This window comes from Streptomyces sp. ISL-66, from assembly GCF_018614135.1.
Classification (GTDB): Bacteria; Actinomycetota; Actinomycetes; order Streptomycetales; family Streptomycetaceae; genus Streptomyces.
The window spans coordinates 43,363-57,815 of the sequence record NZ_JAGGOW010000105.1; the positions used below are offsets into that span (position 1 = coordinate 43,363).

The window sequence follows — 14,453 nt, forward strand, 5'->3', positions numbered from 1 at the left end:
CACATGGCCACCCAGGCGCCCGAGCCGGCGCTCACCGTCGACGAACTGGCGGCCAGGGCGGGCGTGACCGTCCGCACCGTACGGTTCTACAGCACCCGCGGGCTTTTGCCCCCTCCCGTGATCGGACCCCGTCGGGTGGGCCACTACGGGCCCGAACACCTCTCCCGGCTGGCGCTCATCGAAGAGTTGCAGCACCAGGGCATGACCCTGTCGGCCATCGAACGCTACCTCGACGCGCTGCCCGACGACCTGAGCGCGCACGATCTGGCGATCCACCGGGCGCTGGTGGCCACTTGGGCCCCGGACGCGGCGCTGGAATCCTCGCTCGCGGAGCTGAAGAAACGGGCCGGCCGGACGCTGACGGAGAGCGACCTGCGGCGGCTGACGGCGATGAACGTGCTGACGCCCACCGCGGAGGGCTTCCGCGTGGACGTGGGGCTGCTGCGGCTCGGCGTCGCGCTGCTCGACGTACCGATCGCCCACGAGACGATCCTGGCCGCGCGCAAGGTGCTGCTGGAGCACGCGCGGACGACCGCGCACCAGTTGACGGCGCTCTTCCGCGACGAGGTGTGGGGGCCGTTCACGCAGGGCGAGAGCGATCCGGAGCGGGTGGAGGCGATGAAGGCGCTGTCCGCGCACATGCAGCCGATGGTGGTGCAGGCGCTGGTGACGGCCTTCCAGCGCTCGTTGAAAGACGAACTGCGCGCCGCCTTCGTGCCGCAGGAGTAGTACTTTCGCCCCATGGCGATGATCTACAAGACGACGATGACCCCCGGCAAGCTGGAACTGGTCACTGCCTGGCTGCCGACCCGCCCGTGGTACGTGGCCACGGGGCACGCGCCCGACCTGGCCCGGTCTGGCGGGTTCCGGCTCGACGATCCTGAGGGCGAGGTGGGCATCGAGTTCATGGTGCTCACGGACACCTCGGGCGGGCGGGAGACCTCCTACCACGTGCCCCTCACCTACCGCGGCGCCCCGCTCGACGGTGCCGGGGATGCCGCGGGTGCCGGAGGCGCCGGCAGCGCCGGGGCGGGCCTGGTGGGCACCTCCGAGCACGGTGTGCTCGGCACCCGGTGGATCTACGACGGCGCCCACGACCCGGTTCTCGTAAGCCAGTTGCTCGAGCTGCTGCGGGGCCGCGCCACCGCGCAGCACCAGACGGAGAGCGATACCCCCGACCCGGGCGTCACCGCGTGGTTCGGCGGCGCCGAGCTTCTGGAGGCGCTCTCGCCGGAGCCGCTGGAGGTCTCCCACACGGCGCGGGGCACCGATGTCCTCGTAGCGGGCTCTCGCGCGGTACTCACCGTGACGCGCGTGCTGCGGGCCCGGGACGAGGTCACGGACGCGGATGCGGATGTGGATGCGGACGCGCAGGACGGCCCGTCCGATCCCCCCGCCTCCAGGGCCCTCGGCCGGGTCACCGCCGCCTGGACCACGCCGGAAGGCGCCGCGCACCGGGGCACGTTCGCGACGCTGCACGCCGCCGCCGGGCGACCCGCGTCGCCGCGGACCACCGCCTGAGCCATCCCGCGCGCGGTCCCGGGACCCGCTGGTCCCGGGACCCGCTGGTCCCGGGACCGCGCGGCGGCCGGTCAGTCGGCGTACGTCTCGCCGCGCTCGGCCTTCTCCACCAGCGAGGCCGGCGGGGTGAACCGCTCGCCGTACTGGGCGGCCAGCTCGCGGGCACGGGCCACGAAGCCGGGCAGGCCGCCCTCGTAGCCGTTGATGTACTGGATCACGCCGCCGGTCCAGGCCGGGAAGCCGATGCCCATGATCGAACCGATGTTGGCGTCGGCGTACGAGGTCAGGACGCCCTCGTCGAAGCAGCGGACGGTGTCCAGTGCCTCGGAGAAGAGCATCCGCTCCTTCATGTCCTCGAACGGGATCTCGTACCCCGCCTTGGTGAAGTGCTCGCGCAGCCCCGGCCAGATGCCCGCGCGCTTGCCGCTCTCGTCGTACGCGTAGAAACCGCCGCCGCCGCTTCGCCCGGGGCGCCCGAACTCGTCGACCATGCGGTCGATGACGGTGTCGGCCGGGTGCTCCGGCCAGGGCCGGCCCTCGGCCTCGAAGGCCTTGCGGGTCTCGTTGCGGATCTTGCGGGGCAGGGTGAGCGTCAGCTCGTCCATGAGGGAGAGCACCTTGGCCGGGTACCCGGCCTGCGCGGCGGCCTGCTCGACGGAGGCGGGCTCGATGCCCTCGCCGACCATCGCGACGCCCTCGTTGATGAACTGGCCGATGACGCGCGAGGTGAAGAAGCCGCGCGAGTCGTTGACCACGATCGGCGTCTTGTTGATCTGCCGTACGAGGTCGAAGGCGCGGGCGACGGCCTCGTCGCCGGTCCGCTCGCCCTTGATGATCTCCACCAGCGGCATCTTGTCGACGGGCGAGAAGAAGTGCAGTCCGATGAAGTCGGCGGGACGCGAAACCCCTTCCGCCAGGCCCGTGATGGGCAGCGTGGAGGTGTTCGAGCAGAGCAGCGCGTCGGGGGTGAGGAACTCCTGGATCTCCTGGAACACCTTGTGCTTGAGGGCGGTGTCCTCGAAGACGGCCTCGATGACGGCGTCACAGCCCGCGAGGTCGGCCGCCTCGGCGGTGGGGGTGATGCGGGCCAGCAGTTCGGTGCGCTTGGCCTCGGTCGTGCGGCCGCGGGCCAGGGCCTTGTCGAGCAGCTTCTCGGAGTAGGCCTTGCCCTTCGCGGCGGCTTCGGGGGTGACGTCCTTCAGGACGACCTCGATGCCCGCGCGGGCACAGGAGTAGGCGATGCCGGCGCCCATCATGCCGGCGCCGAGGACCGCGACCTTGGTGACCTTGCGGGGCGCCACGCCCTGCGGGCGGCTGCGGCCGGCGTTGACGGCCTGGAGGTCGAAGAAGAACGCCTGGATCATGTTCTTGGCGGTCTGCCCGGTGACCAGCTCGGTGAAGTAGCGGGCCTCGATGGTCAGCGCGGTCTCGAAGTCCACCTGGGCGCCTTCGACCGCGCAGGCCAGGATGTTGCGCGGCGCCGGGTAGGGGGCACCGGCGAGCTGCTTCTTCAAGTTGGCGGGGAACGCCGGGAGGTTGGCGGCGAAGCGCGGGTTGGAGGGCGTACCGCCCGGGATCCGGTAGCCCGGTACGTCCCACGGCTGCTGAGAGACCGGGTTCGCGTCGATGAAGGCGCGGGCCTTGGCGAGCATCTCCTCGGGAGTGGCGGCCAGTTCGTGGACCAGGCCGTTGTCCAGAGCGCGCTGCGGGCTGTACTGGGTCCCCTGCAGCAGCACCTTGAGCAGCGCGTCGGCGATGCCCATCAGGCGGACGGTGCGGGTGACGCCGCCGCCGGCCGGGAGCAGGCCGAGGGTGACCTCGGGCAGGCCGATCTTAGAACCGGGGGCGTCGAGGGCGACCCGGTGGTGGGAAGCCAGGCAGATCTCGTAACCGCCGCCCAGGGCGGCGCCGTTGATGGCGGCGACCACGGGCTTGCCGAGGGTCTCGATGCGGCGCAGCGAACGCTTGATCGCGGTGCCGGTGTCGAAGGCGAGCTGCGCGTGCTCGGGGCGCAGCCGGATCATGTCCTTGAGGTCTCCCCCGGCGAAGAAGGTCTTCTTGGCGGAGGTGAAGATGATGCCGCGGATGGTGTCCTTCTCGGCTTCGGCGCGCTCCGCGATCGCCGCGATGGAGTCCTTGAAGGCCTGGTTCATCGTGTTGGCGGACTGGTCGGGGTCGTCGAGGACGAGGGTGACGACTCCGGTGTCGTCCTGTTCCCAGCGGATCGTGGTGGACTCGCTCATGTTCGCTACTTCCGTGTCGGCCGTGTCGGGGAGTTGTCTGGGATACCGGGACGTGTCAGAGGCGTTCGACGACGGTCGCGACACCCATGCCGCCGCCGACGCAGAGGGTGACGAGCCCGTAGCGCTTGTCCTGGCGCTCCAGTTCGTCGACGACCGTGCCGAGGATCATCGCGCCGGTGGCGCCGAGCGGGTGGCCCAGCGCGATGGCGCCGCCGTTGACGTTGACCTTGTCGAGGGAGACGCCCATGTCCTTGACGAAGCGCAGCACGACGCCGGCGAACGCCTCGTTGATCTCGATGAGGTCGATGTCGTCGATGGTCAGCCCGGCCTTGGCGAGGGCCTTGCGGGTGGCCGGGGCGGGGCCGGTGAGCATGATGGTGGGCTCGGAGCCGGAGACGGCGGCCGAGACGATCCGGGCCCGGGGCGTGAGCCCGTTGCGGGCGCCCGCCTCGCGGGAGCCGATCGCGACGAGCGAGGCACCGTCGACGATGCCGGAGGAGTTGCCCGCGTGGTGGACGTGGTCGATCTTCTCGACCCAGTGGTACTTCTGCAGCGCGACGGCGTCGAAGCCGCCCAGGTCGCCGATGTCCGCGAAGGACGGCTTCAGCTTGGCGAGGGTGTCGGCGGTGGTGCCGGGGCGGACGAACTCGTCGTGGTCCAGGACGACCAGGCCGTTGCGGTCGGTGACCGGGACCACGGACTTGGCGAAGCGGCCGTCCTTGATGGCCGCGGCGGCGCGCTCCTGGGACAGGGCGGCGTACTCGTCGACGTCGCGCCGCGAGAATCCCTCGATCGTGGCGATCAGGTCGGCGCCGATGCCCTGCGGGACGAAACCGGTGTCCCAGTTGGTCATCGGGTCGTTGAACCAGGCTCCGCCGTCCGAGGCCATCGGGACGCGGGACATGGACTCGACGCCGCCGGCGAGGACCAGGTCCTCCCAGCCGGCGCGGACCTTGGCCGCGGCCAGGTTGACGGCCTCCAGGCCGGAGGCGCAGAAGCGGTTCTCCTGGAGGCCGGCCACGGTGTCCGGCAGCCCGGCCGCGATGGCCGCGATCCGGGCGATGTCGGAGCCCTGGTCGCCGACCGGGCCGACGACGCCGAGCACGATGTCGTCGATGGTGGCGGGGTCCAGGCCGGGGTTGCGCTCGCGCAGGGCGTGGATGAGGCCGACGACGAGGTCGATCGGCTTGGTGCCGTGCAGGGAGCCATTGGCCTTGCCGCGGCCGCGGGGGGTGCGGATCGCGTCGTATACGTAAGCTTCGGTGCTCACTGGTCAAGCCTTTCGGGGGTGCGGAGGCGGGATCGGGCGGGTGCGGGCCGTTCGGACGGAGTACGGGCGAGTTCGGACGGGGGGTGGCGCGGCGGGGCCGGAGCGCTCGGCGCCCGGCTCCCGGCGTTAGCCGAGCAGGGAGCGGCCGATGATCTCCTTCATGATCTCGGTCGTACCGCCGTAAATGGTCTGGATCCGGCCGTCGGTGAAGGCCCGCGCGACCCGGTATTCGGTCATGTAGCCGTATCCGCCGTGCAGTTGCAGACAGCGGTCGGCGACCCGCTTCTGGAGCTCGGTGGCCCACCACTTGGCCATCGAGGCGTGGACGTGGTCCAGTTCCCCGTGGCAGTGGTCGGTGATGCAGCGGTCGAGGAACGTACGGGTGACCGCGCACTCGGTGGCCATCTCCGCGATCTCGAACCGGATGTGCTGGAGCTTGGAGAGCGGGCGCCCGAAGGCCTCGCGCTCCTTCACGTACTGCGTGGTGATCTCCAGCAGGTACTCGGCGGCGGCGATGCCCGCCATCGCGATGCCCATCCGCTCCTGCGCGAGATTGGTCATCAGGTGGACGAAGGCGCCGTTCAACTCGCCGAGCAGGTTCTCCTTCGGGACGCGGACGTCGTTGAAGAACAGCTCGGCGGTGTCCTGCGCCTTCTGGCCGATCTTGTCCAGGTTGCGGCCGCGCTCGAAGCCCTCCGTGCCGCGCTCGACGACCAGCAGCGACATCCCGTGCGCCCCGCCCTCGGGGGTGGTCTTCGCGACCACGATCACCAGGTCGGCCAGGATCCCGTTGGAGATGAAGGTCTTGGAGCCGTTGAGCACCCAGTGGTCGCCCGCGTCCTCGGCGGTGGTCCTGATGCCCTGGAGGTCGGAGCCCGCGCCCGGCTCGGTCATCGCTATCGCGGTGATGATCTCGCCGGAGCAGAACCCGGGCAGCCAGCGGCGCTTCTGCTCCTCGGTCGCCAGCGAGGTCAGGTACGGGCCGATGATGTCGTTGTGCAGACCGATCGCGAGACCGGCGGCGCCCGCCCGGGTGAACTCCTCGGCGATCACCGCCGCGTACCGGAAGTCGGTGTTGCCGCCGCCCCCGTACTCCTCGGGGACGGCCAGGCCCAGCAGCCCCTGGCGGCCGGCGGCACGCCAGGCCTCGCGGCTGACGATGCCGTCCTTCTCCCACTGCTCGTAGTGCGGCAGCACCTCCTTGGCGAGGAAGGTGCGGACGGTTTCGCGGAACGCCTCGTGATCGGCGTCGAAGAGCCGGCGTTTCATGGATGGGCCTCCTAGAGCCAGTTCTTGACGGTTTCGACGAGCCGGGCCGGCTCGGGGCCGACGGGCGTGACGTTGAGCATGGTCACCCCGGCCGCCCGGAAGGCCTCGACGCGCTCGCGCACGTATCCCTCCGGCCCGCACAGGGTGGTGAGTTCGCACAGTTCGTCCGGGACGGCGGCCGCGGCATCGCGCTTGCGTCCGGAGAGGTAGAGCTCCTGGATCTTCCGGGCCGCGTCCCCGTACCCGTAGGCCACGGCCAGGTCGTTGTAGAAGTTCTTGCCGACCGCGCCCATGCCGCCGACGTACAGGGCGATCTGCGGCCGCGCGAGTTCCCGTACGGCCGCCGCGTCCGCGCCGATGGCCAGCAGCCCGCCCGCCACGGTCTGGAGGGGGCCCAGTCCGGGTGCGCGCAGGGCCGCGCCCTCGGCGAGCGCGCTCCCCCACACCGCGTCGGCCTTCTCCGGCACGAAGAGGGTGGGGAGCCAGCCGTCGGCGATCTCCGCCGTCATCCGCACGTTCGCCGGGCCCAGCGAGGCCACGTAGACGGGGATGTCCGCGCGGACCGGCCGGGTCAGGATCTTCAGCGGCTTGCCGTGCCGGCCGCCCTTCTCGGGCGGCAGCGGCATGTCGGTGATGCCGTGGTGGTCGATGGTCTCGCGCCGCCAGATGCGCCGGCACAGCTCGACCGTCTCGCGGGTCCGGCCGATCGGCTTGTCGTACGGCTTCCCGTGCCAGCCCTCGACCACCTGGGGGCCCGACGCGCCGAGGCCCAGCAGCGCCCGGCCGCCGGACATCGCGTCCAGGCCGGCGGTCGTCTGGGCGATGAGCGCGGGGGTGCGCGAGTAGACGTTGAGGATGGCCGAGCCGATCTTCATTCGCTCGGTCCGGGCGGCCAGATATCCCATGATCGTCGGGGAGTCGAAGCCCCAGGCTTCGGCGACCCACACCGCGTCGAGTCCGGCCGCCTCCAGCGCGGCCGCCTGGTCGGCGGCCCGGCGCGGATCCCCGGCGTAGTCCAGCAGCATGGACAGTTCCATCAGCCCTCCTTGCCGAGCAGCGCCGGTACGCCCCAGTCGGCCGCGACCGACTCCGTGTGCGCGCCGGGCAGGGCCGGGCCGCTCACGACGGCGGCGGGGGTCGCGGAGAAGCGTGGCGCGGGGGCCGGCTGGGTGATCCCGCCGAAGTCGGTGAAGGTGGCGCGGGCGGCCAGGTGCGGGTGGTGCGGGGCCTCGCGCAGCGAGAGCACGGGCGCCACGCAGGCGTCGGTGCCCTCGAAGACGGCCGTCCACTCCTCGCGGGTACGGGACTTGAAGCGCGCGGCGACGGCCTCGCGCAGCTCGCCCCAGCGGGCCAGGTCCTTGCGGGCGGGCGCCTGGTCGGCGATGCCCAGCAGCTCCACGAAGGTGTCGTAGAACTGCTGCTCCAGCGCGCCGACCGCCATGTACTGGCCGTCGGAGGTCTCGTAGGTGCCGTAGAAGGGGCAGCCGCCGTCGAGGAGGTTGGCTCCGCGCCGGTCCTGCCAGCCGCCGGCCGCCACCATGCCGTGGATCATCGCGGTGAGGTGGGCGGTCCCGTCGACGATGGCCGCGTCGACCACCTGGCCCGCGCCGCCCGGGGTGCGGGCGTGGTGGAGCGCGGCGAGCACCCCGATGACGAGGTAGAGCGAACCGCCCGCGTAGTCCCCCACCAGGTTGGCCGGGACGGCCGGGGGTTCGCCCGCGTTGCCGATCATGCCGAGGGCGCCGGTGACGGCGATGTACGCGATGTCGTGCCCGGCGGTGTGGGCGAGCGGGCCCTCCTGGCCCCAGCCGGTCATCCGGCCGTACACGAGCTTCGGGTTGCGCGCGTGGCAGTCGGCCGGGCCGACGCCGAGCCGCTCGGCGACCCCCGGGCGGAAGCCCTCGATGAGCACGTCGGCGCGCTCGACCAAGTCGAGCACGCGGGCCGGGCCGTCGGCGGACTTGAGGTCGACGAGGACGGAGCGCTTGTTGCGGTTGGTGATGTCGTAGGCGGGATCGACCGCCAGGCCGCCGCCACCGGGGCGGTCGACGCGTACGACATCGGCGCCGAGGTCGGCGAGGACCATGGCCGCGAACGGGCCCGGCCCGATGCCCGCCAGCTCGACGACGCGCACACCGGCGAGCGGGCCGCGGGCCGCTCCGTCGCCGTTCCCGCTGTCTGTCCCTGCCATCGAGCCCCCAGCATCCCGTGGCACCACTGCGGCCACTGTGTGACACAACTGATGTAACACCAGTGATGCTAGGAACCTGTTCCACTCAGCACAAGAGCAACCGCTTAGCCGGTTGGCCCGTTTCTCTCGGCGATGCGCGCGTCGAGTTCCTTGAGGTGCCGCTTGAGCGCGACGGTCCGGTAGCTCTCCTCCACCCACTCGCACAGCACCTGCGCCGAGGGCGCCCCCTTCTCCCCCAGCGGCACGGACACCCAGCCGGCCCTGCCCAGTCCGTACCCGGTCGGCTCGGCTCCGGGCGCGGTCATGGCATGGCCGTGCAACGCCTCGTCCTTGAGCTTCACGGAGATCCCGGGCGGCCGCGGGCCGTCCGCGTTGCCGAGGAAGACGAAGATCTTCTTGTTGACCTTCACCACGCAGTCCTCGGGACCCCAAGGGAACTCCTGCCCGGCCTCCGGCAGCCCCAGGGCGAACGCCCGGACCGCCTCCCACTTGCGCACCGCGGTCTTCATCGACAACACGCTCCCGAGTACCTGCTCGCACGGACGGTCCCTCCTCACGCTAACGCCGCCCACCGACGCCCGGCCCCCGACTCGACGCGGCGCGGCGCGACTCGACGCGGCGCGGCTCGACGCGGCGCGACGCGGCTTCCCGACGGCTCCGCGGGGCCGCCCGCGAGCAGCACGGCGGCAGTGCGCCGCCGGCCACCGTCTTACCGCGGGTCACACCCGCCCGCGCGGGCCACCGCCGGGGGCGCTAGCCTCGGCCACCACCGACACCTACACCTACACGGCTTGGGAGGCTGCCGATGAACGCAGATGCTCGACACGAACCGCGCACCGCGGAACGGGAGTACGACATCGTGCTGTTCGGCGCGACCGGGTTCGTCGGGGCGCTGACCGCCGCGTACCTCGCCGCCCACGCCCCCGCCGACTGCCGCTGGGCCCTCGCGGGCCGCGACCTCGCGAAGCTGGAGCGACTGCGCGAACGGCTGGCGGCCACCGCCCCGGCCTGCGCGGACCTGCCGCTGCTGCGCGCCGACGCCCAGGACACCGGGGCGCTGCACGAACTGGCCGCATCCACCCGGGTGCTGGCCACGACCGTGGGCCCGTACATCTGGTACGGGGCCGGGCTGGTCGCGGCCTGCGCCGCGGCGGGCACCGACTACCTGGACCTCACCGGCGAGCCCGAGTTCGTGGACCGGATGTACGTGGACCACGACGCGCGGGCCCGCGAGAGCGGCGCCCGGATCGTCCACGCCTGCGGCTTCGACTCCGTCCCGGCCGACCTCGGCGCGTACTTCACCGTCGGACAGCTCCCGGCCGGCGTGCCGCTGACCGTGGACGGCTTCATGCGTTCCAACGCCGTCTTCTCGGGCGGCACCCTGACCACGGCGCTGACCGCCATGGGCCGCGGCCCCCAGCTCCTGGCCGCCGCCCGCGCCCGCCGCCTTCACGAGCCCCGGCTGCTGGGCCGGCGGGTACGGGGGCCCGTGGGCGTACCGCGCTTCAGCCGGGAAACCGGCTCCTGGGCGCTGCCGCTCCCCACCTTGGACCCCCGGATCGTGGCGCGCTCGGCAGCCGCCCTGGATCGGTACGGCCCGGACTTCCGCTACCGGCACTACGCCTCCGTACGCCACCTGCCCGTGGCCCTGGGCGGTACGGCGGTGGTCGGCGCGACCGCCGTGCTCGCGCAGATTCCGCCGGTGCGGCAGTGGCTCGCGGACCGCTGGGAGCCGGGCCGCGGCCCGGACGCGGAGCGGCGGGCGCGCAGCTGGTTCAGCGTGCGGTTCGTGGGCGAGGGCGGCGGCCGCCGCGTGTTCACCGAGGTTTCGGGCGGCGACCCGGGCTACGGGGAGACCGCCAAGATGCTGGCGGAGTCGGCGCTCTGCCTCGCCCACGACGCCCTGCCCGAGGTCTCCGGCCAGCTGACCACCGCCGTGGCCATGGGCGACGCCCTCCTGGACCGGCTCCAGAAGGCGGGCATCCGCTTCCGTGTGGCGGCCACGGCCTGACCTCCCGCCCGGGACTCAGGCGGTGGCTTCGCGCAGCGCGCGCCGGCACAGCGAGTCGGCGCGCCGGGTGGTCTCGGGGATGCGGAAGCGGGGGCTGAGCGCGAGCGCGTGGGCGCAGGCGTTGTCCAGCGACACCCGGTGCCCGACGGACACGTAGACGGGCTTGATCCCGTCCTGCGTGCGCAGCGCCCGGCCGACGACGTCCCCGTCGGCCGCGCGCAGCGGGGCGGCGTCACCACGCCGGGCGCCCGGTTCCTGGTAGGTGAAGGTGAACGGGTTCTTCGCGACGCCGATGACGGGCAGCCCGGTGACCACGCCGAGGTGACAGGCGAGGCCGAAGCGGCGGGGGTGGGCGAGCCCGTAGCCGTCGCAGACGACGAGACCGGGCGTGACGCTGAGCGCCTCCAGCGCGGCGAGCACGGTCGGCAGTTCGCGGAAGGCGAGCAGCCCGGGCACGTAGGGAAAGCTGACGCGCCCGACGGAGGTGGCCTCCTCCACCACCTCAAGCGTGGCGGCGTCCAGCACCACGGCCGCGGCGGCGACCAGGTCGCGCTCGTCGTCGTAGGCGACGTCCACCCCTGCGATCAGCCCCGTACCGGGCGCCGGCCCGGTCTCGGTCAGCACCACGTGTCGGCACAGTTCGTCTTGTATCGCCTTGGCCTCGGCCTCGTCGGCGGGGGTCTTCGCACTCGTCATAGTGGAGCGAGAGTAGCCTGACGATCATGTTCGTCATGGAGCTCACCTACACCGCGCCCGTCGAAGCCGTCGAAGAAGAGATGGACGCGCACATCGCCTGGCTGGACGGCTACTACGCCGCCGGCATCTTCCTCGCCTCGGGCCGCAAGGTCCCGCGCGACGGCGGCGTGATCCTGGCCGGCGGGGTATCGCGCGCGGAGATCGAAAAGATCGCCTCGGAAGACCCCTTCACCCTGGCCGGGGTCTGCGCCTACCGCATCACGGAGTTCATCGCGACGAAGACGTCCTCGGACCTCTCAACGGTCCGCGAAAACCCGGCGGCATAGCCGGCCCGGCGGCCGCAGGGGTGTGTGACGCACCCGAGCACGACCCGCGCCTCCCGGAGCAGTGCTCCCGGGAGGCGCGGGTCGTGCTTGGGCCTGCGGAGTGATCGGGAACCAGCCTTACTGAGACCACGCCGGAGCCTGCGGCAGGACCGAGAGCCCCCGCCCCACTGTCACCCTGTGCGATCACACGGACAGGTTCAGGCCATCCGGTGACACAGCTCACGCAACCGCGCGTGCACGGATTCGCCGAATCCAGCGTCTATCCCGTTGCCGGACACCATCCCCCTCTCCGGCAAGAGATCCGCCGCAAGGGAGCGAGCCTTGATCACTGTCATCGAGCAGGCCGTGCAGGCCCGACTGGTTGCCACCGCGCCGAAGGTCGACACCATCCCCGTCACGTTCTGCTACGACCGGTCGGATCCCTTCGCCGTCCGCATGGCCTTCCCCGCGCCCGCCACCCTGGAAGGCGTCGAGGTCTCGTGGACCTTCTCGCGCGAACTCCTGGAGGTCGGGCTCGACCGCCCGGCCGGCTACGGGGACGTGCGCGTGCGCCCGTACGACGCCGACCGGACCACCATCGAATTCCACGCCCCGGAGGGGGTCGCGATCGTCCTGATGGTGACCGCCGAGCTGCACCGCTTCCTGGAGCGGGTCTCCACGATCGTGCCCCCCGGCCTGGAGCACCTCTACCTCGACATGGACCAGAGCCTGGCCGAGCTGATGCGCGACTCCTGCTGACCCTCCTTAATTCGATTGCGGGCGGCTTCGGCCGCCCGTAGCTTCGTAGACGCCCCATCGCCGTCGAAACGGAGCAGGACATTGCTCGTCTGAGGTCCGAGACACCGACCACCGTCACGCTTCACACCTTCGTGCCGTAGCGCTCCAGCGCCCCGCGCTCACGCGCCTCGACGGCACGCACCCACCGACGGCCGGCCGTCTCCCCGCGTTGCACTCACCACTCACGCAACCTGGAGGCCTCCATGAGTCCTGCTCGCCCTGCTCCCTCATTCGTCACCTGCTCCGCCCTGTCCTTCGACTGGCCCGACGGAACACCCGTCTTCGACGGCTTCCAACTCGCCGTCGGCCCCGGCCGTACCGGCCTGATCGGGCTCAACGGCTGCGGAAAATCCACCCTGCTCAAGCTCATCGCCGGTGAACTGACGCCGTCGGACGGTGAGTTGACGACAGCCGGCACGGTCGGCTACCTCCCGCAGACCGTCACCCTCGACACCGCGATGCGCGTGGACGAGGCCCTCGATATCCACACCACCCGGGCCGCCCTGCACGCCATCGAGGCGGGCGAGGCCACGGAGGCCAACTTCGCCGCCGTCGGCGACGACTGGGACGTGGAGGAGCGGGCCCTCGCCACGCTCGACCAGCTCGGGCTCGCCCGCATCGACCTGGACCGCACCGTCGGACAACTATCGGGAGGTGAAGGCGTGTTGCTACGCCTGGCCACCCTCCTGCTGGCCCGCCCGGACATCCTGCTCCTCGACGAACCGACCAACAACCTCGACCTCCGGGCCCGGCGCCGTCTCTACGCGGCCGTCGAATCCTGGTCCGGGGTGATGATCCTGGTCAGCCACGACCGCGAGCTACTGGAACGCGTCGACCAGATCGCCGACCTGCGGGACGGCGAAGTGCGCTGGTACGGCGGCAACTTCACTGACTACGAGGAGATGCTCGCGGCCGAGCAGGAGTCTGCCGAGCGGCTGGTCCGGGTCGCGGAGGCCGACGTACAGCGCCAGAAGCGCGAACTCGCCGAGGCCCAGGTCAAATTGGCCCGGCGCAAGCGGTACGGACAGAAGATGTTCGAGAGCAAGCGCGAGCCGAAGATCGTCATGGGCGCCCGCAAGCGCGCGGCGCAGGAGTCGGCCGGCAAGCACCGCATCATGCACGCCGAGAGGCTCGCGCAGGCCAAGGAACGCCTCGACCAGGCCGTCGAGGCCGTACGCGACGATGCCGAGATCCGGATCGAACTCCCCGCCACCCAGGTCCCGCCGGGCCGCCGCGTACTCACCCTGCGCGACCTGCGCCTGGCCCACGGGGCGGCGGCCCCGGGCGAGTGGGAGCTGCGCGGCCCGGAGCGGATCGCACTGGTGGGCCGCAACGGATCCGGCAAGACGACCTTGCTGCGGACCATCGCCGGGGAACTGCCCCCGGTCTCGGGCGAGTCGGTGACGCACGTGCCGACCCGGTTCCTGCCGCAGCGTCTCGACGTACTGGACGACGACCGCTCGGTGGTGGAGAACGTGGCGCGCTTCGCCCCGCAGGCGACGAACAACCTGATCCGCGCGCGGCTCGCCCACTTCTTGTTCCGGGGCGCACGGGCGGACCGGCCGGCCGGCACCCTGTCGGGCGGCGAGCGGTTCCGGGCGACGCTGGCGGCGCTGCTGCTCGCGGAGCCGGCGCCGCAGTTGCTGATGCTGGACGAGCCGACGAACAACCTGGACCTGGCGAGCGTGGACCAGCTCAGGGACGCGCTGGACTCCTACGAGGGGGCGCTCGTGGTGGCCAGCCACGACGTGCCGTTCCTGGAGTCGATCGGCATCACGCGGTGGCTACTGCTCGACGGCGAGCTGCGCCCGACCACGGCCGAGGAGGTCCGGGAGGGGTGAGGACCGGGGGTGCGCCCCAGTCCCCGCCGCACGCCGGTCGGAGCGGGCCCGCACGACGGTCGGAGCGGGCCCGCACGACGGTCCGCATGATTCCGTTCAGCGCCGGCACCTCCCCCCGGCGCCGGCCAGCCCTTCACGTACGCCACGGCGATGATCAGCGAGCTGGACACCGTACAGCTGGACAGTTCGCACGGATCGATGTTGCTGGATTTGCAGATGAAGCGACCGGCGCCGGACCGGATCCGATGAGGAGACGGAGACCACATGGCACGGTAATCGAACATACAGCCGAATTAACAACCGCGCCC

General features: G+C 71.8%; 13 protein-coding genes. 6 read left to right on the top strand and 7 right to left on the bottom strand.

The genetic code is table 11. From position 1 onward, the window contains the following. Positions 1-3 precede the first annotated feature (3 nt). Together J7E97_RS20265 and J7E97_RS20270 are read left to right on the top strand one after the other, a co-directional pair. A complete protein-coding gene (locus tag J7E97_RS20265; protein ID WP_215029153.1) occupies positions 4-729 on the top strand; it encodes a MerR family transcriptional regulator in 726 nt (241 codons plus the stop codon). A 12-nt stretch (positions 730-741) separates the two neighbouring features. Next, the gene (locus tag J7E97_RS20270; RefSeq protein WP_215029156.1) at positions 742-1,521 is read left to right on the top strand and encodes a 1,4-alpha-glucan branching protein; all 780 of its coding nucleotides are present in this window, start codon (positions 742-744) and stop codon (positions 1,519-1,521) included. A 71-nt stretch (positions 1,522-1,592) separates the two neighbouring features. Here the strand turns inward: J7E97_RS20270 and J7E97_RS20275 are convergent, their stop codons facing one another. The 6 genes from J7E97_RS20275 to J7E97_RS20300 form a co-directional block, all read right to left on the bottom strand. Beyond that, positions 1,593-3,764, bottom strand: a complete 2,172-nt coding sequence (locus J7E97_RS20275) for a 3-hydroxyacyl-CoA dehydrogenase NAD-binding domain-containing protein (RefSeq protein WP_215029157.1) — start codon at positions 3,762-3,764, stop codon at positions 1,593-1,595. Between the two features lie 55 nt (positions 3,765-3,819). Then, the gene (locus J7E97_RS20280) at positions 3,820-5,034 is read right to left on the bottom strand and encodes an acetyl-CoA C-acetyltransferase (protein ID WP_215029159.1); all 1,215 of its coding nucleotides are present in this window, start codon (positions 5,032-5,034) and stop codon (positions 3,820-3,822) included. A 126-nt stretch (positions 5,035-5,160) separates the two neighbouring features. After that, on the bottom strand, positions 5,161-6,303 hold the full coding sequence (locus J7E97_RS20285) for an acyl-CoA dehydrogenase family protein (protein ID WP_215029161.1): 1,143 nt from the start codon (positions 6,301-6,303) through the stop codon (positions 5,161-5,163). Between the two features lie 11 nt (positions 6,304-6,314). After that, complete coding sequence (locus tag J7E97_RS20290; protein ID WP_215029163.1) at positions 6,315-7,340, bottom strand: LLM class F420-dependent oxidoreductase; 1,026 nt, start codon at positions 7,338-7,340, stop codon at positions 6,315-6,317. Then, the gene (locus J7E97_RS20295) at positions 7,340-8,494 is read right to left on the bottom strand and encodes a CaiB/BaiF CoA-transferase family protein (RefSeq protein ID WP_215029165.1); all 1,155 of its coding nucleotides are present in this window, start codon (positions 8,492-8,494) and stop codon (positions 7,340-7,342) included. The genes J7E97_RS20290 and J7E97_RS20295 overlap by 1 nt, the downstream gene beginning before the upstream one ends. 104 nt (positions 8,495-8,598) lie before the next feature. After that, on the bottom strand, positions 8,599-9,003 hold the full coding sequence (locus J7E97_RS20300; protein ID WP_215029166.1) for an MmcQ/YjbR family DNA-binding protein: 405 nt from the start codon (positions 9,001-9,003) through the stop codon (positions 8,599-8,601). Between the two features lie 296 nt (positions 9,004-9,299). Between J7E97_RS20300 and J7E97_RS20305 the strand changes: the two genes are divergently transcribed. After that, positions 9,300-10,505, top strand: a complete 1,206-nt coding sequence (locus J7E97_RS20305) for a trans-acting enoyl reductase family protein (RefSeq protein ID WP_215029168.1) — start codon at positions 9,300-9,302, stop codon at positions 10,503-10,505. Between the two features lie 15 nt (positions 10,506-10,520). Here the strand turns inward: J7E97_RS20305 and J7E97_RS20310 are convergent, their stop codons facing one another. Continuing rightward, positions 10,521-11,201 carry an endonuclease V gene (locus J7E97_RS20310; RefSeq protein WP_215029169.1) on the bottom strand — a complete coding sequence of 227 codons (681 nt, stop codon included), beginning with the start codon at positions 11,199-11,201 and terminating at the stop codon, positions 10,521-10,523. A gap of 26 nt (positions 11,202-11,227) precedes the next feature. Here J7E97_RS20310 and J7E97_RS20315 point away from each other — a divergent pair, with 26 nt between their 5' ends. The 3 genes from J7E97_RS20315 to J7E97_RS20325 all read left to right on the top strand — a co-directional run bounded on the left by J7E97_RS20315 (position 11,228) and on the right by J7E97_RS20325 (position 14,145). Beyond that, positions 11,228-11,527 (top strand): YciI family protein, encoded by a 300-nt coding sequence (locus tag J7E97_RS20315; protein ID WP_215029170.1) that lies wholly within the window; start codon positions 11,228-11,230, stop codon positions 11,525-11,527. A 321-nt stretch (positions 11,528-11,848) separates the two neighbouring features. Beyond that, positions 11,849-12,265: an SsgA family sporulation/cell division regulator gene (locus tag J7E97_RS20320; protein WP_215029171.1), complete on the top strand. Its 417-nt coding sequence runs from the start codon at positions 11,849-11,851 to the stop codon at positions 12,263-12,265. A gap of 242 nt (positions 12,266-12,507) precedes the next feature. Next, complete coding sequence (locus J7E97_RS20325; RefSeq protein WP_215029172.1) at positions 12,508-14,145, top strand: ABC-F family ATP-binding cassette domain-containing protein; 1,638 nt, start codon at positions 12,508-12,510, stop codon at positions 14,143-14,145. Positions 14,146-14,453 lie beyond the last annotated feature (308 nt).